Annotated in this window: 13 protein-coding genes; 8 read left to right on the forward strand and 5 right to left on the reverse strand. The window is 59.8% G+C overall.

Annotation, left to right across the window (positions count from 1 at the left end; genetic code table 11):
* The first annotated feature begins 58 nt into the window (after positions 1-58).
* The 5 genes from ACP90_RS04395 to ACP90_RS04415 all read left to right on the forward strand — a co-directional run bounded on the left by ACP90_RS04395 (position 59) and on the right by ACP90_RS04415 (position 5240).
* The gene (locus tag ACP90_RS04395; RefSeq protein WP_023003584.1) at positions 59-913 is read left to right on the forward strand and encodes an ABC transporter ATP-binding protein; all 855 of its coding nucleotides are present in this window, start codon (positions 59-61) and stop codon (positions 911-913) included.
* Positions 914-953: 40 nt separating this feature from the next.
* Positions 954-2192, forward strand: coding sequence for an AMP-binding protein (locus ACP90_RS04400; protein ID WP_023003582.1), 1239 nt, complete (start codon positions 954-956; stop codon positions 2190-2192).
* Between the two features lie 299 nt (positions 2193-2491).
* Positions 2492-3571, forward strand: a complete 1080-nt coding sequence (hemH, locus tag ACP90_RS04405; RefSeq protein ID WP_023003580.1) for a ferrochelatase — start codon at positions 2492-2494, stop codon at positions 3569-3571.
* A 227-nt stretch (positions 3572-3798) separates the two neighbouring features.
* Positions 3799-4788, forward strand: a complete 990-nt coding sequence (locus ACP90_RS04410) for an SPFH domain-containing protein (RefSeq protein ID WP_023003577.1) — start codon at positions 3799-3801, stop codon at positions 4786-4788.
* Positions 4785-5240 (forward strand): NfeD family protein, encoded by a 456-nt coding sequence (locus ACP90_RS04415; protein ID WP_077291733.1) that lies wholly within the window; start codon positions 4785-4787, stop codon positions 5238-5240. The genes ACP90_RS04410 and ACP90_RS04415 overlap by 4 nt, the downstream gene beginning before the upstream one ends.
* Positions 5241-5293: 53 nt before the next feature.
* On the opposite strand, the gene ACP90_RS04420 is transcribed toward ACP90_RS04415, so the two are convergent.
* From ACP90_RS04420 to ACP90_RS04430, 3 genes are all read right to left on the reverse strand, one after another.
* The gene (locus ACP90_RS04420) at positions 5294-6151 is read right to left on the reverse strand and encodes a flagellar motor protein MotB (protein WP_023003573.1); all 858 of its coding nucleotides are present in this window, start codon (positions 6149-6151) and stop codon (positions 5294-5296) included.
* A gap of 126 nt (positions 6152-6277) precedes the next feature.
* Positions 6278-7045, reverse strand: a complete 768-nt coding sequence (locus tag ACP90_RS04425; protein WP_023003571.1) for a MotA/TolQ/ExbB proton channel family protein — start codon at positions 7043-7045, stop codon at positions 6278-6280.
* A gap of 157 nt (positions 7046-7202) precedes the next feature.
* Positions 7203-8216 carry a KpsF/GutQ family sugar-phosphate isomerase gene (locus tag ACP90_RS04430; protein ID WP_023003569.1) on the reverse strand — a complete coding sequence of 338 codons (1014 nt, stop codon included), beginning with the start codon at positions 8214-8216 and terminating at the stop codon, positions 7203-7205.
* Between the two features lie 205 nt (positions 8217-8421).
* Here ACP90_RS04430 and ACP90_RS04435 point away from each other — a divergent pair, with 205 nt between their 5' ends.
* From ACP90_RS04435 to ACP90_RS04445, 3 genes are all read left to right on the forward strand, one after another.
* The gene (locus ACP90_RS04435) at positions 8422-9885 is read left to right on the forward strand and encodes an outer membrane beta-barrel protein (protein ID WP_055661168.1); all 1464 of its coding nucleotides are present in this window, start codon (positions 8422-8424) and stop codon (positions 9883-9885) included.
* Positions 9886-9961: 76 nt separating this feature from the next.
* Positions 9962-11233, forward strand: coding sequence for a lytic murein transglycosylase (locus ACP90_RS04440; protein ID WP_051990118.1), 1272 nt, complete (start codon positions 9962-9964; stop codon positions 11231-11233).
* 34 nt (positions 11234-11267) lie between these two features.
* Positions 11268-12545, forward strand: a complete 1278-nt coding sequence (locus tag ACP90_RS04445) for a GDSL-type esterase/lipase family protein (RefSeq protein WP_062486991.1) — start codon at positions 11268-11270, stop codon at positions 12543-12545.
* A gap of 78 nt (positions 12546-12623) precedes the next feature.
* On the opposite strand, the gene ACP90_RS04450 is transcribed toward ACP90_RS04445, so the two are convergent.
* Both ACP90_RS04450 and gltB read right to left on the reverse strand, forming a co-directional pair.
* Entirely contained in the window at positions 12624-14054 is a 1431-nt protein-coding gene (locus tag ACP90_RS04450; RefSeq protein ID WP_031270545.1) for a glutamate synthase subunit beta, read from the reverse strand.
* 91 nt (positions 14055-14145) lie between these two features.
* On the reverse strand, positions 14146-18822 hold the full coding sequence (gltB, locus tag ACP90_RS04455) for a glutamate synthase large subunit (RefSeq protein WP_228866389.1): 4677 nt from the start codon (positions 18820-18822) through the stop codon (positions 14146-14148).
* Between the last annotated feature and the right edge of the window lie 293 nt (positions 18823-19115).

Here is a 19115-nt window from a genome sequence, read left to right on the forward strand (position 1 = left end):
GCAGTCCGCTCCGCCGCGCTGCATAAACGTGCGGCGGAGCAACCAGGGAGAAGAGGGAATGGCATTGCTGGATGTAGAACAGCCTGGTTCGCAGGGCGCTCGGGATGCTGCCGGGACAATCCTGTCGGTCAACAATATCGAGGTCATTTATGACCACGTGATCCTGGTGCTGAAGGGCGTGTCGCTGACGATTCCCAAAGGCGGGATCGTGGCGCTGCTCGGCGCGAATGGAGCGGGCAAGACGACCACGCTGAAAGCGATTTCGAACCTGCTTGGTGCCGAACGTGGCGAAGTGACAAAGGGCAAGATCCTTTTTGATGGCGAAGAAGTCCAGGCGCTGTCGCCAAACGATCTGGTTCGCCGGGGATGCATCCAGGTGATGGAAGGCCGGCATTGTTTCGGTCACCTGTCCATCGAGGAAAACCTGCTCACGGGCGCCTACACCCGCAAGGACGGGTACAGCGCCGTGAAGGCGGACCTGGAAATGGTCTACAATTATTTTCCGCGTCTGCGCGAGCGGCGTGGCAGTCAGGCGGGCTACACCTCCGGCGGCGAACAGCAGATGTGCGCTATCGGCCGTGCCCTGATGAGCCGGCCGAAGATGATCCTGCTGGATGAGCCGAGCATGGGGCTGGCGCCTCAGCTTGTGGAGGAAATCTTCGAGATCGTCCGCCAGCTCAACCAAAAGGAAGGCGTGTCCTTCCTGCTTGCCGAACAGAACACCAACGTGGCGCTGAAATACGCGACCTACGGCTACATTCTGGAATCCGGCCGCATTGTGCTCGACGGCGACGCCAAGGCGTTGCGCGAGAACGAGGACGTCAAGGAATTCTATCTGGGCGTTGGCGGCGAGGGCCGTCGGTCGTTCCGGAATGTCAAACATTATAAGCGAAGGAAGCGCTGGCTGGCCTGACGGGGTTTCAGACACAGGGCCGAAACAGGCGGAGACGACCATGAGCGACATTCAGTTTGACGCGCGCGAGCGGCAAGACGCCGCTCAGCGCGAACGGGATCTTTTTGCCCGATTGCCGGATCTTCTTGTCCATGCGACAGGCAAATCCTCCGGGTGGGCCGCACATCTGGACGGATGCGATATTGCTGGCGTTACCGACCGGGCAGCGCTTGCGGGACTGCCGGTCCTGCGCAAGTCTGACCTTCTGGAAAAGCAGCGGGCACAGCCGCCCTTCGGCGGATTTCTGGCAGGTGAGCTTTCCGGTGCTGCAAGGGTTTTCATGTCGCCAGGACCTATCTGGGAACCGCAGGCGCCCGGGCTCGATCCCTGGAACGGTGCGCGAAGCCTGTTCGCAGCCGGTTTCCGCAAGGGCGATGTGGTTCTCAATGCGTTTTCCTATCACCTGACACCGGGCGGCTTCATTCTGGATCAAGGTGCCATTGCACTTGGATGCACGGTGTTTCCCGCCGGCGTTGGCAATACGGACAGTCAGGTCGAAGCGATCGAGGTGCTCAAACCGTCCGGTTTCGTCGGCACGCCGGACTATCTGAAGATCCTCCTCGATCGTGGCCGGGACCAGGGCCGGGATGTCTCCTCCATCAAGAAGGCCCTGGTCTCGGGCGGTGCGCTGTTTCCATCCCTGCGCGAGGAATACGAGGCAGGCGGAATTCGTGTCGGACAGTGCTACGCGACAGCGGACCTCGGCGTCATCGCCTATGAAAGCGAGGCAAGGGAGGGCATGGTCGTCAACGAGGACTACATCGTGGAGATCGTGCGCCCGGGCACGGGCGAGCCGGTGGCAGATGGTGAGGTCGGCGAACTGGTGGTCACCAACTTCAACAGCCTTTATCCGCTGATCCGCTTCGCAACCGGCGATCTGTCCAAGATCATTCCCGGACAGTCGCCCTGCGGACGCACCAACATGCGACTTGCCGGCTGGATGGGACGGGCAGATCAGCGCACCAAGGTCAAAGGCATGTTCGTCGACCCGGCGCAGATCGCGCAGATCGTTGCCGCGCATCCCGAAATCAGCAAGGCCCGCCTTGCCGTCAGCCGCATTGGCGAGGCCGATGCCATGACACTGACCGTGGAAACCGACGCCTCCGGCAACGGCTTGCCGGAACGGGTTGCTGAAACACTGCGTGAAGTGACCCATCTGAAAGGGGACGTCCTGACCGTTGCTCCGGGTGGTTTGCCGAATGACGGCAAGGTGATTGCGGATGAACGGGAGTACGGCTGAGGCTCGAAGCAACGCGCAGGCATGCCTCCGGAGTTAATGCCAGTTTCAGTCTCATCCTGAAGAAGCGCGCAACCGCTATTTCGAAGAATGGGCTGCATACTCCGGAGCAGGTTGCCCATCCGACGGGACGAAGCTGGCGGCTCTCCTCAGGTTGAGGTCTTTTGTTGTTGCACTTCCGCCTGAAATTCGGTGATCTGCCTGCTCAAATCTGCGTATGACAAATGCCGCATTGGCCTCGGCATGTGCTTGGCCTATGTATGGCGTCAGACAGACAGATCGTTTTAGGACCAATCCCGCAGATGACCGTTCAACCGACCGCGCCGATCGCAGCCGACCAGGAAGCCGCATTCAGAAAACTCGACCTGCCGAAGGACCATCCTTCGGTCAAGAGCGGCAAGGTGGGCGTGCTTCTGGTCAATCTGGGCACACCGGACGGCACGGACTATTGGCCGATGCGCCGGTATCTGCGCGAATTCCTGTCCGACAAGCGCGTTATCGAGTGGCCCCGGGCAATTTGGTATCCGATCCTTTACGGCATCGTGTTGATGACCCGGCCGGGAAAGTCCGGCAAGGCCTACGAGGAGATCTGGAACAAGGAAAAGGACGAGTCGCCTCTGCGCACGATCACGCGCAGCCAGTCGGACAAACTGTCCGAGATGCTGGGCGATGCGGACGGCAAGCTGAAGATCGACTGGGCGATGCGCTATGGTCAGCCGTCGATCCCGGACAGGTTGAAGGCGCTCAAGGACGAGGGCTGCGACCGGATCCTGATCTTCCCGCTTTATCCGCAGTATTCGGCAACCACCACGGCGACCGTCAATGACGTTGTCTGCAAGACGCTGTTGAAGATGCGCTGGCAACCGGCGATCCGGACCGTGCCGCCCTATCACGACGACCCGGTCTATGTGACTGCCCTCGCAAAATCAGTTGAGCGGCATCTGGACAGTCTCGATTTCAAGCCGGACGTGGTGCTGACCTCGTACCACGGCATTCCGCAATCCTATTTCAAACGCGGCGACCCCTATCATTGCCACTGCATGAAGACGACCCGTCTCATGCGAGAGGTCCTGGGCTGGGACGCCGAGAAACTGCGCGTGACCTTCCAGTCCCGGTTCGGTCCGGAAGAATGGTTGCAGCCCTACACGGACAAGACCGTCGAACAGCTGGCCAAGGACGGCGTGAAAAACGTTGCGGTGATGAACCCGGGTTTCGTTGCAGACTGTCTCGAGACGCTTGAGGAAATTGCCGGCGAGGCCGGGGAGATCTTCGAAGAGAGCGGCGGCGAGAATTTCAGCCATATCCCCTGTCTGAACGACAGCGATCTTGGCATGGACGTGCTGTCCCATATCGTACGGCGGGAACTTGGCGGCTGGATCTGACCAGCCGCAAATCCACAGGCGTTTAACCTTGCCGGTGGAAAATACTCGTAAAATTTCGCGATACTGCCCATAAGTCACGGCACTGTTTCACGAGCGCCTTAAGTGTTTGTGCGAACAGGGCTAGCGGACGTGTGTCCGTATAGGCTCAACGCCGCGAATACGCTGGAAACGCTCTGGTATTCGGCGCATAGTGACGGTGCTATTTTAGAAAATTACGGGAGACGTATATGCCAATCGCGGGATTTGACATTTTCCTGATCGGCCTTGTCGTGCTGGTCATTCTGGTCTTTTTCGCCGGCGTAAAGACGGTGCCGCAAGGCTACAATTATACGGTCGAACGTTTTGGCAAGTACCGGAAGACGCTAACGCCGGGTCTGAACTTCATCATCCCGTTCATCGACAGGATCGGCCACAAGCTCAACATGATGGAGCAGGTGCTGGACGTTCCGACGCAGGAAGTGATCACCCGCGACAATGCGACGGTGAGCGCAGACGGCGTGACCTTCTACCAGGTGCTCGATGCTGCCCGTGCTGCCTACGAAGTGCTTGGTCTTCAGAACGCCATATTGAACCTGACCATGACCAACATCCGCTCGGTGATGGGGTCGATGGATCTCGACAACCTTCTGTCCAACCGTGATGAAATCAATGCCCAGATCCTGCGCGTCGTTGATGCGGCTGCAGAGCCATGGGGCATCAAGATCACCCGTATAGAGATAAAGGACATCAATCCGCCGCGCGATCTGGTGGATGCCATGGCCCGCCAGATGAAGGCGGAACGCGAGAAGCGTGCCTATATCCTTGAGGCCGAGGGCAAGCGCCAGTCGGAAATCCTGAAAGCGGAAGGTCAGAAACAGTCGCTTATCCTGGAAGCGGAAGGCCGCCGCGAATCGGCGTTCCGCGATGCGGAAGCCCGCGAACGCGAGGCGGAAGCGGAAGCCAAGGCAACGCAGCTCGTCAGTGCGGCTATCGCCTCCGGTGACGTTCAGGCCATCAACTATTTCGTTGCCAACAAATATGTCGAAGCGTTCAAGGAACTGGCAACCTCGCGCAATCAGAAGACGCTCATCCTCCCGATGGAAGCGACCTCGCTGCTGGGGGCCTTGAGTGGCATAGGCGCCATCGCCAAGGAAGCGTTCGGTGAAGACGGCTCTTCCAAGCGGTCGTCCGCGCGCATTCCCAATACAAGCAGTGATCAGGGAGACGAGAACCGGTGAGCCTGATTGAAAGCACGATCGCGGCCCTCGGGCCCTGGAGCTGGTTCGTTCTGGGGCTTCTGCTGCTGGGACTCGAGATCCTGGCGCCTGGCACGATTTTTCTCTGGTTTGGCCTGTCGGCGCTTGTCGTCGGTGTCGTGGCTTTGTTGTTCGATTTCGCCTGGCAGGTGGATGTTGGGCTGTTCCTCGTGCTGTCGCTCGTCAGCCTGCTGATAGGACGTCGGCTGATGCAGAAGCTTGCGTCGGAAAAGGGCGATCCGGGCTTAAACCAGCGCGGCAGCCGTTACGTCGGCCGGGAATTCACCCTTGCTGCGCCCTTGAACGAGGGTGCCGGAAACCTGTCCATCGATGACACGATCTGGCGCATTACCGGACCGGACATGCCGGCTGGCACGAAAGTTCGTGTCGAGGCAATTGACGGGGCGCGGCTGGTGGTCTCGCGGGTGAGCTAGATCTCACCGGCATCGTACGCGTTTCCTTTGCAGGGGGCTGTTGCCGTACCGGACTAAAGTTTGTGGCCGGCCGGCAGCGGCGGTTCTTCAGCCTTGAGCAGAATGCCGATCCTGCGGTTTGCCGCCAGGTAGGGGTCGTTGGGGAACAATGGTTCGGTGTCGGCCTTGCCAACCACTGAGTAGAACTGATTGTCCGGCACGCCGTATTCGGACAGGATCTGCCGGGCGACATTGGCGCGTTCGCTGGACAGCTCCCAGCCGGTATAGCTTGGATCGATGGACTGACGGCCGGCAGTCGTGTGGCCTGTAATCTCGATGCGATTTGGCATCTGCGACAGCACAGGTGCCATCTTGGCGATCAGGCGGCGGGTGGTCTCGTAAGGATACTTCGAGCCTTCCCGGAACATTGAGCGCCCGTCCTGATCGACGAGCATGATGTTCAGTCCGTCCTCGGATTCTTCAAGAATGATGTTGCTGGAAATCTCGGTGATTTCCGGCATCTCCTGCCAGGCCTGGCGCAGCGAGGCGGCAGCCGTCGCAAATTGCCGCGGTTTTTCGATATCGGCTTCCAGCGTGTCGTGCGTGTTGGCTTCCGGGCCCTGTTTGCGCCGCTGTTCATGGCGCACCTGGGAGAAGTCGGAATCCATTTCCTGTTCGACCTGGCTGATATCCTTCATGTAGTCGCGGATCGGAATGCCCTCGACCTCGATGATACCGGTCTTGCGGGACGTGTCTTTCACACCGAAGGCTTCGCGCATGGACCCGGCGACCACCTGAAGCTTTTCCTTGTCCTGAATGGAAAAGGAAATGATCAGAACGAAGAAGCAGACGAGCAGGGACATCAGATCGGCAAAGGTCACCAGCCAGTCCGGTGCGCCGCCGCCGCCTTGAGGTTTCTGTTTCTTTGCCATCGCGCTGTGGTCGCTCTTTTGTCAGTTCCGGATCAGACTTGGTACGATCGATTGCGATTGAGCCCTTACCAATCGCTTCCAGGGTTGGCGAACAATCTGCCCGGGTTCATCTGAACGCTTCCTGCTCTAGGCCGCGTCCGCCAGTTCGGCGCGCAATTTGTCCGGCAGGTATGCAATCAGCATTTCCTTGATCAAGGCCGGGCTCTTGGATTCGCGGATCTGGCAAACACCGTCGATGATCAGCGTCTGGTTGAGATCGTCGACGTCGAATTTCGCATCCAGCTTGTCCACCAGAGGCAGACAAAGGATGTTGGAGATCAACGCGCCGTACAGGGTCGTCAGAAGGGCGACGGCCATGGAAGGCCCGATTGCCGCAGGGTCGTCCATGTTGGCAAGCATCTGCACCAGGCCGACCAGAGTCCCGATCATGCCGAAGGCGGGAGCGGAATCGCCAAGTGCCTTGAAAACGCGCTTGCCTTCCGCGAGCCGGGAAAGCTGCAGGTCGCGCTCGCGTTCCATCGATTCCTTGATGAATTCCAGCTCATAGCCGTCTGCAATATATTGCACACCCTTGGCAAGGACCGGATCGGAGACGTCCACGTTCTCCAGGCCAAGCGGGCCGGACTTGCGGACGATTTCACCCAGGTTGCTGATTTCGGTAATCAGGTCGCGAGGGCTTGCGTTCTTGCCCGCAAGCGCAACCTTGAAGCCCGTAACGAAAGCAGTGGCGATGTCGGTAAGCTGGAAGCGGATCAGCGTGGCGGCGAGACCGCCGCCGACCACGATGAGGACCGACGGCACGTCAATAAACTGACCGAAACTGCCACCAAGAAAAATAGCGGTCGTCACGATGCCAAAGGCACCCACAATGCCGATTAATGTCGCCAGATCCATTCTGTACACACACCAAGGTCTGCGGCGTCAAGCCGATGAAACTTTGGGGCAGTGTAAGAGGCTTATGGCTAATCAAATCCTAATGACGCGCCACTTGCGGGTCGGAAAAGAAACTTTTTCGACCCCGTGAGGCAATATTGCCTGCTTCGGTGAAAGATCAGGCTGCGCCGATGCGAAGAAGATCGTGCAGATGGACAATACCGACGGGGCGACCGTCCTCGATCACGAACACGGAGGTGATCGACAGGCTGTTGGCCAATTCAAGAATTGAAGCCGACAATGTGTCCGGAGAAACGGTCTTAGGAGCACGCGTCATGATTTCACCGGCGGATTTTGCCAGGAGATTTGACGAAACATGGCGGCGCAAGTCACCGTCGGTGATGATGCCGATCAACTGTTTCAGTTCGTCGACGACACCCAGCACACCGAAGCCGCGCTGGGTCATCAGGACGATGCCTTCGCTCATCGAGGTGTTTGCGGACACAAGCGGCATGCGTTCGCCAGTGTGCATGATGTCCTTGGCCGTTTTCAGGCTGGCGCCCAGGCGGCCGCCCGGATGGAACACACGGAAGTCCTGCGCGGTAAACCCACGTCCTTCCAGAAGAGCCACAGCGAGTGCATCACCGACGGCCAGCTGAATGAGGGCGGAGGTTGTCGGGGCGAGGCCATGCGGGCAGGCCTCGGTGACAGCAGGCAGGTTCATGACGATATCAGCTGCACGGCCGAGGGTGCTGTCCTTGCGCGAGGTGATCGCGATCAAGGGCACCTTGAAGCGACGGGTGTAGCTGACGATGCCTGCAAGTTCCTGGGTTTCACCCGACCAGGACAGGGCGATCACGACGTCGTCTTCGGTGATCATGCCCAGGTCGCCGTGACTGGCTTCACTGGCATGAACGAAGAAAGACGGCGTTCCCGTTGACGCAAGGCTTGCTGCGATCTTGGTGCCGATATGACCACTCTTGCCGATGCCGGTGATGACAACGCGTCCCTTGCTCTTTTGAATGAGATCGAAGGTCTTCTGGAACGGGATGGCAAGTCCGTTCTTCAGCGCTGCGCGAACGGCACTCAGGCCGGCAATTTCAGTTTCCAGGGTCCGCTCTGCGGAGACGAGGCACAGGGACGTCATGTCAGTATTTTCTTCGGAAACCGGGTCGCGCAGAACTGTGGTCATGAACATAATTCTTTTTTTATTTAGGATCGCCTAGCTCTATGCCAGTCGCCGACGGGGATCAAGAACCCGTGATCTATTAAATGCATTAGATCAGGTGACTTTATGTAACTTTGTGTAACCTTCCAAATTGCGAAAAAGAAACGAAGGATTAACCATCATTCGTCAGGTTGGACCGGACATTCCACGTCGACTGGTCCCGGAATTCATGCGCAGCTTTCTGCCTCTGATCACTTTTCTTGCCGTTTTGCAGGCCGTTTCCGCGGCTGCACAAACGACGCTTGACGATTTGCGTGGATCGGACGACCCAGGCGGGGCGCAAGAATCAGCAGACCCTTCCGATCAGGCAGCCCAGGCGGCAGACCGCAATCCTACGCAGGCAAATGTCTTTTCCCTTCGTTCGACACTGAATTCGGCAACTGCGGAAACCGGATCGAGCGGCCTTGGAACCAATGGCAGAGCCACTCCTGTCAGGCCATTTGCCGACAGGATTGCAGCTGTCGACAGGGCGGTTCCTCTATCGGACAGCGGTATCGACGACAGCGTTTTTGGCGGAGATACGACCTTCGATGCGGCACAGGGGATCAGGCTCGGGTCCTTCACGCTAACGCCCCAACTGACCGTGTCGACAGGTTGGACTGATAACCGGTCACAGGCGGCAGACGGAACCTCTGGCAAGTTCTACCGGATTTCTCCCGATGTTTCGCTGACCTCGAACTGGTCACGCCATCAGCTGGACACGTCGCTGCGAGGTTCCTTCACCGGATATCCCGGTGATACCGACGACAACGAGGCGAACGTCTTTGCGGCGGCAAACCTGCGGCTCGATATCAGCGAAGCGACACAGGTCACGACCAGTATATCCTACACGCTCAGCCAGGAGGACGACGGCAGCGCAGAATCGGCTTCCGGGACCGACTACGATCACGAACTTTCGGGAAGCCTCAGTGGTACGCGCGCAGTCGGCATCGTTGCCGCAACAGCTTCGCTCGGCGTCGACCGGAATTTCTATACGTCGGAAAGCGGCTCGGAATCCGGACGCAACAACACGCTCTACTCCGCCAGCCTGCGGCTGGACGGCAATACCGGCAGCGTGTTTTCACCGTTCGTCGAGGGGGCGCTGCTTCTGCGGCGCTATGACGATACCTGTAGCGACGCCTTGTGCGAAAAACGAAATGCCAATGGCTATCAGGTCATGGGTGGTGTCACCATCGCATCCGGCCCCAAACTGACCGGGGAACTCGGTGCGGGGTGGCGGATCGAGGACATTGAAGATGAGAGGCTAGAAAACCTGTCAGGACTGATTGCCGACGCCTCCCTGGTCTGGTCACCAAGCCGCCTGACGACGGTTACCGCTGGTCTTGGTACCTCCTTCGAGGCGACCGATATCGACGGTGCCAGCGGTTCGATCATCTACTCCGGCGACCTGCGCCTCGCTCATGCCTTCAGTGATCGTCTAGTGGGCGAGACCGGTGTCGGTTACAGTTACCGGACCTATGAAGGTGTTTCGATCGAAGAGCGTACCCTGACAGGGTTTGGTGGTCTGACCTTCGCTGTGACGAAGAACATTGCGGTGACGGCGGATTATACCCATCGTCGTTTCGACAGTTCCCAGCAGGGGAACGACTATTCCGAAAACGCTGTTGAAGCCGGGTTTAGATTGCGGCATTAACGTCACGGTAACCAAATCAACATCATTCATGGGGCGGGGGCAGAAACTTACGGACCTGGGCATCGAGGAGGCCCTGATGCGGAACCTTGCGCAGCTGACTGCGAACGTGAAAACCATATTGCCCTTTTCAGGAAGACTGAGAACCCTCGGGCGCCGGCTGCTTTTGACTGCCGCGGCGACGGGCACTTTGCTGGCCGTTTCGGTGCCGGCACAGGCCGATCAGGGGTTCAGCCAGTTCGTTTCCGGCTTCTGGCCGACGGCCAAGGCAGCCGGCATTTCTTCCCAGACCTACAACGCGGTCTTCACCGGCATGCAGCCGGACGATGACACCTTGCGCCTGATGAGCAAGCAATCCGAGTTCGTGAAACCGATCTGGGATTATCTCGATAGTGCCGTTTCAGACACGCGGGTCGAAAAAGGCCGCGAGATGCTGAAGGAGTACAGTCAGGTTCTTGCGGTCATCGAAAACCGCTACGGCGTCGATCGTGAAGCTGTCCTGGCGATCTGGGGCATGGAAACCAACTATGGCGGCTTCATGGGGCGTCATAACGTAATCCAGGCACTGGCGACGCTGGCCTATGCGGCGCCGCGCCGGAAGAGCTTCTGGGAAAAGGAACTTGTTACCGCGCTGGCGATCGTCCAGGCAGGTCATGTGCGTTTCCAGGACATGGAAGGTTCCTGGGCCGGCGCCATGGGGCACACCCAGTTCATGCCCTCTAGCTGGAAGGCCTATGCCGCCGACTATGACGGTGACGGCCGCCGGGATATCTGGACGTCCATACCCGATGCACTCGCCTCAACCGCTGCCTATCTGCAAAAGCACGGCTGGCAGACAGGCAAGACCTGGGGATACGAGGTAGCCTTGCCCAGCGGCTTCGACTATCACATGGCCGACGGCGAAAAGACGCTGACGCTAGGCGAATGGGGGCGATACGGAATTCGCCGGTCAAACGGCAAGGATTTTCCGCGGCCGTCCGACAACGCCATCCTGGTTCTGCCTGCCGGAGCAAGCGGACCGGCGTTCCTGATGCTGAAGAACTTCTACGTGATCAAGCGTTACAACAACGCGACTGCCTATGCGCTTGCCGTCGGCCATCTTGCCGACCGGATCATTGGCGGCGGACCGATCGAGGGCGACTGGTCGCGTGAGCACCTTCCGCTCAATCGCTCTGAAACCGCGGAATTGCAGGCGCTTTTGAACCAGCGTGGATTTTCTGTCGGTACGGCGGACGGCAGGATCGGACCTGCTACCCGAAAGGGTATCCGAGCCTACCAGCGCTCACGTGGGATGGTTCCCGACGGTTATGCATCCATTGTTTTGCTGGCACGCCTGAAGCTGGACGGCTAAACTGGGCGCAGTGCAGCTACAGCAGGAGCACAGCGTGAGAGTTCAGACACGGCAACGGGAAGGGAAGGGGACACGCGCCGCCTCGCTTCGGGTTGTCGTATCCCTTGGGCTTGCGCTTTTTGCCTGCTCTGCCGGACTCTCTGCCGCACAGGACGCGCAGCGCGGTGAAATCGTGGTTGCGCAGAACGGGCCCTTCCGGGGGTTCAATCCGTTTGCTCCATTGCAGCGGCTGTTTGGCGGTGGGGGCGAGAAGCGCAGAAAGCAGCCGCAAAAGACACAGCAGAAGCCGCGGGTTTCCCGGCCCGCGGGTGCACCGCCCAAATTCGACGTTCTCGAAAAGGACCCCAATGCCGGCCTGATCCTGGTCGTTGGAGACCGCATGGCACGCGGTGTCGCCGACGGGTTGAAATACACACTTGCGCAAAAACCACAGATCCGTGTCGAAGCCATTACCGAGGACAAGGAAGGTTTTGTCGGGGAAGGTTCGCCGGACTGGGCGACGCAGGTGGTTTCCAGGATCCGGGGGGCGGACGTTCAGGCCGTTGTGGTGATGATCGGCCGGCAGGATCTGGGTAAATCCTTTTCCGGTGAACCGCCCGTTGAATTCATGACTGCAGAGTGGCTGGAGAGCTACCGCAGGAAGGTCGACGGGCTTGTGCGTGTGGTGCGACAGGAAAAGAAACCGCTTGTGTGGGCCGGCCTGCCGCCCACGGGCGACGAACTGGTGAACGCGGATTTCACGCAGCTCAACTCGATCTTCCAGGGAGCGTCGGAGGACAGGCGGGTCCGCTATGTCGACATATGGGATATCTTCCTGGCTGAAGACGGCAGCTTTTCCTCTTACGGACCCGATGTCGACGGCAAGAACACGCGTCTGCGCACGAACGACAAGATTGATTTCACATGGGCAGGCTATCGGAAAGTCGCATTCTTCGTGGAACGCGAACTGTCCCGCCTGCTCGGAGGCTATGGCGGGCTAGCTTTCGAAGGCGTGGAGGATGATCCGAACTTCATCGTCCTGACCGGACGTACGACGTCGCCCGAAGCACTGCTTCTGGGTGGTGAGGATGAAGAAGAGATCAATTCGGCCAGCCGGACCTATCGTTTCTTTGTCAAAGGCGAACCCTTGCCACCCATGCAGGGACGTGTGGACGATCCACGGATGCCTGCCGTTGCAGTGTCTGCGCCGGTTGCCGCTGTTGAGGAAGTGTTTGCCCCTACAAGTGCCGATTTGCGTGAGAGCTTGAGCTCAGCAGCCAGCCAGGATGCAGAAGGTCGCGTCTCTGTGACTGTGCGCCCGGGATCGGAATGACCCTTTGAAATAGGTCCGAAAAACAAAAAACCCCGCAGGCGTTTGCCGGCGGGGTTTTTTCATTTCCGGATGTAGAGTTCAGCGCGGCAGGTCGGTCGAGCCGGTCAGGAACTCGTCAACAGCGCGCGCTGCCTGACGGCCTTCGCGGATCGCCCAGACAACTAGGGACTGACCCTTGCGCACGTCGCCGGCAGCATAGACCTTGTCCAGGCTGGTCTTGTAATCGTCGGTGTTGGCCTTGACGTTGGTGCGGCCATCCAGCTCCAGCTTGTCGCCGGCTTCGGCGATGTAGGTTTCCAACAGCGGGCCGGAGAAGCCGATAGCCGCCAGAACGAGATCGGCGCGCAGGATGAATTCGGTGCCTTCGATCGGACGGCGCTTTTCATCCACGCGGGCGCATTTGACGCCGGTAACCTTGCCGTCTTCGCCGACAAGGGCAAGCGTTGCGGCGGAGAACTCACGCTCAGCGCCCTCAGCCTGCGACGACGAGGTGCGGAACTTGGTCGGCCAGTACGGCCAGATCGCCAGCTTGTCTTCCTTCAGCGGCGGGATCGGGCGAATGTCGAGCTGCGTCACCGACAGGGCTCCCTGACGGAATGCGGTGCCGACGCAGTCGGACGCGGTGTCGCCGCCGCCGATGACGACGACATGCTTGCCACCGGCCCAGATCGGGGCCTCGTCGCCTTCCGGCTCACCGCCGACCCGGCGGTTCTGCTGGACCAGGTACGGCATCGCCCAATGGCAGCCTTCCAGTTCCATGCCGGAGACACCCGGATCACGCGGACGTTCGGCACCTGCGCACAGGATAACCGCGTCGTGACGCTCGGCCAGTTCTTCCAGCGCAACGGTTACCCCGACATTGACGCCGTAATGGAACGTCACGCCTTCGGCTTCCATCTGCTTCACGCGGCGGTCGATGTAGTGCTTTTCCATCTTGAAGTCGGGAATGCCGTAGCGCAGCAGGCCACCGGCCTTCGGCTCACGCTCATAGACATGCACGGTGTGACCAGCGCGGGCGAGCTGCTGGGCGGCTGCCATGCCTGCGGGGCCGGAGCCGATGATCGCCACTGCTTTGCCGGTCTTGGTCGCGGACAGCTCCGGTACGATCCAGCCTTCTTCCCAACCCTTGTCGGCAATCGCCTGTTCCACGCTCTTGATGTTGACCGGAATGTCTTCCAGGTTCAGCGTGCAGGCTTCCTCGCAAGGAGCCGGGCAGATGCGCCCGGTGAACTCGGGGAAATTGTTGGTGGAATGCAGGTTCTTGAGCGCGTAGTCCCAGTCGCCCTGGTAGACCAGATCGTTCCAGTCCGGGATCTGGTTGTTGACCGGACAACCGGTCGGGCCATGGCAGAACGGAATGCCGCAATCCATGCAGCGGGCCGCCTGATTGGTGACGTCCTGGTCGTTCAGCGGAATGGTGAACTCGCGGAAATGGCGAATACGGTCAGAGGCAGGCTGATACTTCTGTTCCTGCCGATCGATTTCCATAAAACCGGTTACCTTGCCCAAGGCGACCTCCTCAAAATTTCATGCGTCTGTCCAGGGTGGCTGCAATCGGCCGCGTCATGCGGCCGAGAGCCAGTTCGTGCGTTTGGCCGGATTATTCGGCAGCGACCATGCCGAGGCGCTGCTCTTCCATTTCGCGCAGGGCCCGGCGGTATTCGACCGGCATCACCTTGACGAACTTGGGTCGGTACTGGGTCCAGTTGTCGAGGATTGCCTCGGCCTTTGTCGAGCCGGTCAGTTCCAGATGTTTCGTCAGCATCTGGCGCAGGCGCTCATCGTCATGGCGGGTCATGTCGCAGGAAAGGTCCACGCGGCCCTTGTGCTCGATATCGCCACCATGGTGGTGCAGCTTCTCCAGAAGATCGTCTTCTTCGGTCACCGGTTCCAGTTCGACCATGGCCAGGTTGCAGCGGGAGCCGAATGTGCCGTCTTCATCGAGCACATAGGCAATGCCGCCGGACATGCCGGCCGCGAAGTTGCGTCCGGTCTGGCCGATCACGACGACGACGCCGCCGGTCATGTATTCGCAGCCGTGGTCACCCACGCCTTCGACAACGGCAACAGCGCCGGAGTTGCGAACTGCAAAGCGTTCCCCGGCAACACCGCGGAAGTAGCATTCACCTTCGGTTGCGCCGTAGAGCACCGTGTTGCCGACAATGATCGAGTTTTCCGGCACGATCCGGGTGTTCTCCGGTGGGCGGACGATCAGCTTGCCACCGGCAAGACCCTTGCCGACATAGTCGTTGGCATCGCCGACAAGATCAATGGTGACGCCGCGGGCGACGAAGGCGCCGAACGCCTGGCCTGCCGTACCCTTCAGATTGATCTTCAGGGTGTCGGGGTGTTTCAGGCCCTTGTTGCCGTACCGCTTGGCGATTTCACCGGAGAGCATGGCACCAACCGACCGGTCGACGGAACAGATCGTCTCGTCGACAATTGTCGGTTCCTTGCTGTCCAGGGCCGGCTTGGAAGCGGCAATCAGGCGACGGTCCAGGATGTCGTGGATCGGGTGATCCTGACGCGTGGTCCAGCGGGTCTCTTCCGGTTTTGCTTCCGGCTGGAAGAAAATACGGGAGAAATCGAGACCCTTGGCCTTCCAGTGATCGATCGCGGCTTCCTTGTCGAGGAAGTCGGACCGGCCGATCATGTCTTCCATCGTTTTGAAGCCGAGGTTGGCCATCAGCTCGCGCACTTCCTCGGCGACAAAGAAGAAGTAGTTGATGACGTGTTCCGGGGTGCCCTTGAAGCGCTTGCGCAGGACCGGGTCCTGGGTGGCGATGCCGACCGGGCAGGTGTTGAGATGGCACTTGCGCATCATCAGGCAGCCTGCAGCAATCAGCGGAGCGGTCGAGAAGCCGAATTCGTCGGCGCCAAGAAGCGCACCGATGATGACGTCCCGGCCTGTGCGGATGCCGCCGTCGACCTGAAGGGCGATGCGCGAGCGCAGTCCGTTCAGCACCAGGGTCTGCTGTGTTTCGGCAAGGCCGATTTCCCACGGAGAGCCGGCGTGTTTGATCGAGGTCAGCGGTGATGCACCGGTGCCGCCGTCGTAACCGGAAATCGTGATGTGGTCGGCGCGTGCCTTGGCAACGCCGGCAGCAACCGTTCCGACACCCACTTCCGACACCAGCTTGACCGAGATATCGGCTTCCGGGTTAACGTTTTTCAGGTCGTAGATCAGCTGCGCCAGATCTTCGATGGAGTAGATGTCATGGTGCGGCGGGGGCGAAATCAGGCCGACGCCCGGGGTCGAGTGACGCACCTTGGCGATCACCGCATCCACCTTGTGACCCGGCAACTGGCCGCCTTCGCCGGGCTTTGCACCCTGGGCAACCTTAATCTGGATCATGTCGGAGTTGACCAGATATTCCGTGGTCACGCCGAAGCGGCCGGAAGCAACCTGCTTGATGGCGGAGCGCTGCGGGTTGGACGAGCCGTCCGGCAGCGGATTGAAGCGCTCCGGCTCCTCGCCGCCTTCACCGGTGTTCGACTTGCCGCCGATCTGGTTCATGGCGATTGCCAGGGTCGTGTGAGCTTCACGCGAAATCGAGCCGAAGGACATGGCGCCGGTGACGAAGCGCTTGACGATGGCTTCTGCCGGTTCCACCTGGTCGAGCGCGATCGGCGAGCGGCCGATTTCGTCCGCGGACTTGATCCGGAACAGGCCGCGGATCGCGTAGCGTCCGCTCTTTTCGTTCACTTCCTTGGCGAAGGCGCGATAGGTGTCCGGGAGCTTCGCGCGCACTGCGTGCTGCAGCAGTGCGACGGAGTCCGGGGTCCACATATGGCTTTCACCGCGGGTCCGGTAAGCGTATTCACCGCCAACTTCCAGCGAGCGGCGCAGGATGGCGACGTCGCCGAAGGCCTGCTCGTGGCGCAGAACGGTTTCATCGGCGACTTCGGCAAGGCCGATGCCTTCGATCATGGTTGCCGTGCCGAAGAAGTACTTCTTCACGAAGGACGAGCCGAGGCCGACAGCGTCGAAAATCTGCGCGCCGCAATAGGACTGGTAGGTCGAAATGCCCATCTTGGACATGACCTTGAGGATGCCCTTGTCGATGGACTTGATGTAGCGGTAGACGACTTCGTCCTGATCGACTTCCTCCGGGAAGTCCATTTCCATGTGCATGGAAAGCAGCGTTTCAAACGCGAGATAAGGGTTGATCGCTTCCGCGCCATAGCCGGCCAGAACACAGAAATGGTGGACTTCGCGCGCTTCACCGGTTTCCACCACCAGGCCAACAGAGGTTCTCAGACCCTTGCGGATGAGGTGATGGTGCACGGCGGCAGTTGCCAGCAGCGCGGGGATCGCGATGCGTGAGCGGCTGATCAGGCGATCGGACAGGATGATGATGTTGTATCCGTCCAGAACCGCTTTTTCGGCGCGCTCGCACAATTCGTCGAGAGCGCCTTCCATACCGACAGCGCCTTTTTCGGAATTGTAGGTGATGTCCAGCGTCTTGGCGGAAAACTGGTTGTCGGCGATGTCGCCGATGGCGCGGATCTTCTCCAGGTCCTCATTGGTGAGGATCGGCTGGCGAACTTCCAGGCGCTTGGAGGTCGACAGGCCTTCAAGGTCGAAGATGTTCGGACGGGGGCCGATGAAGGAGACAAGGCTCATCACCAGCTCCTCGCGGATCGGGTCGATCGGCGGGTTGGTGACCTGAGCGAAGTTCTGCTTGAAATAGGTGTAAAGCAGCTTGGACTTGTCGGAGAGCGCTGAAATCGGCGTGTCCGTGCCCATGGAGCCGATGGCTTCCTGGCCGACGGTTGCCATCGGGGTCATCAGAAGCTTGATGTCTTCTTCCGTGTAGCCGAAGGCCTGCTGGCGGTCGAGAAGGCTTTCACCGGCTACCGGCGCGCGCTGGCGCACGCCCGGAAGGTCTTCCAGTACGATCTGGGACCGGTGCAGCCAGTCCTTGTACGGGTTGGCCGTGGAAAGCTGCCGCTTGATTTCGTCGTCGGAAACGATCCGGCCTTCGTCCATGTCGATCAGCAGCATCTTGCCCGGCTGCAGGCGCCATTTCTGGACAATGCGCTCTTCTTCGACCGGCAGGACGCCAACTTCGGAAGACATGATGACGAAGTCGTCGTCAGTAACGATGTAGCGGGCAGGACGCAGGCCGTTCCGGTCCAGCGTTGCGCCGATCTGGCGGCCATCGGTGAAGGCAACGGCTGCCGGGCCGTCCCACGGCTCCATCAGGGCCGCGTGGTATTCGTAGAAGGCACGACGGTTGTCGTCCATCAGCGGGTTACCGGCCCAGGCTTCCGGGATCAGCATCATGGCCGCATGGGCGAGCGAATAGCCACCCATGACCAGGAACTCGAGAGCGTTGTCGAAGCAGGCGGTGTCCGACTGGCCTTCATAGGAAATCGGCCAGAGCTTGGAGATGTCGTCGCCGAGCAGCGCCGACGATACGGACGCCTGACGCGCCGCCATCCAGTTGACGTTGCCGCGCAGCGTGTTGATCTCACCGTTGTGCGCAACCATCCGGTAGGGGTGCGACAGATCCCAGGACGGGAACGTGTTGGTGGAAAAACGCTGGTGGACAAGGGCCAGGGCCGACGAAAAGCGCTCGTCCTTCAGGTCGGCGTAATAGGCACCAAGCTGATAGGCGAGGAACATGCCTTTGTAAACGATGGTCCGGCTGGACATTGAAACGATATAAAAGCCTTTCGAGACCGCATCGGTTTCGGCACGCACACGGTTCGAGATGACCTTGCGCAGTACATAAAGGCGGCGTTCGAAGGCATCTGCCTCACCGCCGGTCTTGCGGATGAAGACCTGACGGGAAACCGGTTCGGTGGCAGCAATGTCCGGCGCCTTGGAAAGCGAAGAATTGTCGACGGGCACGTCACGCCAGCCGATCAGTTCCTTGCCTTCGTCTTCGATGACACGCTCGACGATGGCTTCGCACTTGGCGCGCAGCTCATCGTCCTGCGGCATGAAGATGAAACCGACACCATATTCACCGGCATCGGGAAGCGGTGTGCCGGCGTTCGCCAGTTCTTCTGCAAAGAACGCGTGCGGGATCTGCACCAGCATGCCTGCGCCGTCGCCCATCAACGGGTCGGCACCAACCGCGCCGCGGTGCGTGAGGTTTTCAAGAACCTGCAGACCGTCGGCAATAATCTTGTGGGACTTCTCGCCTTTCATGTGGGCGACAAAGCCGACACCGCAGGCGTCGTGTTCGCGCGACGGATTATAGAGCCCTTTGTCGGCGGCCGTGCTCAGTCGTTCCGCAAGTGTAGTGGTTGCGGTGGTCTTCATGTCCACGCTCCCAGCTTGCATGGCTGTGCTCGTCGTCAGCTCTATCTTCGTCATGTGCGCCCTCACTGTTGACCCCAGTGCCGCCGTGGCTGGGAGCGTCCGGTTCCGTTCGGGTCGCATTCCATCAAGAATGCGGTCCGGCGAACCCTGGCTTTCCTGCCCCGGCTCTGTTGTTGTATTAACCACGGCCGTTTATCAAAGCAAACCGCCGCATTGACGCAGCGGTCCTCCGCTGCCGAAACGTTCCGTCTCGCTTCCTTGCGGATCCTCCCCGGATCCGCCCAGTGGTCAGC

This window comes from Labrenzia sp. CP4 (assembly GCF_001579905.1).
Lineage (GTDB): Bacteria > Pseudomonadota > Alphaproteobacteria > Rhizobiales > Stappiaceae > Roseibium > Roseibium algicola.

Excerpts from the sequence above, each read along its gene's own strand:
- hemH (WP_023003580.1), top strand. The coding sequence starts at position 2,492 with ATGACCGTTCAACCGACCGCGCCGATCGCAGCCGACCAGGAAGCCGCA.
- ACP90_RS04435 (WP_055661168.1), top strand. The coding sequence starts at position 8,422 with ATGCGCAGCTTTCTGCCTCTGATCACTTTTCTTGCCGTTTTGCAGGCC.
- gltB (WP_228866389.1), bottom strand. The coding sequence starts at position 18,822 with ATGAAGACCACCGCAACCACTACACTTGCGGAACGACTGAGCACGGCC.
- ACP90_RS04400 (WP_023003582.1), top strand. The coding sequence starts at position 954 with ATGAGCGACATTCAGTTTGACGCGCGCGAGCGGCAAGACGCCGCTCAG.
- ACP90_RS04440 (WP_051990118.1), top strand. The coding sequence starts at position 9,962 with ATGCGGAACCTTGCGCAGCTGACTGCGAACGTGAAAACCATATTGCCC.
- ACP90_RS04395 (WP_023003584.1), top strand. The coding sequence starts at position 59 with ATGGCATTGCTGGATGTAGAACAGCCTGGTTCGCAGGGCGCTCGGGAT.
- ACP90_RS04430 (WP_023003569.1), bottom strand. The coding sequence starts at position 8,216 with ATGACCACAGTTCTGCGCGACCCGGTTTCCGAAGAAAATACTGACATG.
- ACP90_RS04420 (WP_023003573.1), bottom strand. The coding sequence starts at position 6,151 with ATGGCAAAGAAACAGAAACCTCAAGGCGGCGGCGGCGCACCGGACTGG.
- ACP90_RS04410 (WP_023003577.1), top strand. The coding sequence starts at position 3,799 with ATGCCAATCGCGGGATTTGACATTTTCCTGATCGGCCTTGTCGTGCTG.
- ACP90_RS04425 (WP_023003571.1), bottom strand. The coding sequence starts at position 7,045 with ATGGATCTGGCGACATTAATCGGCATTGTGGGTGCCTTTGGCATCGTG.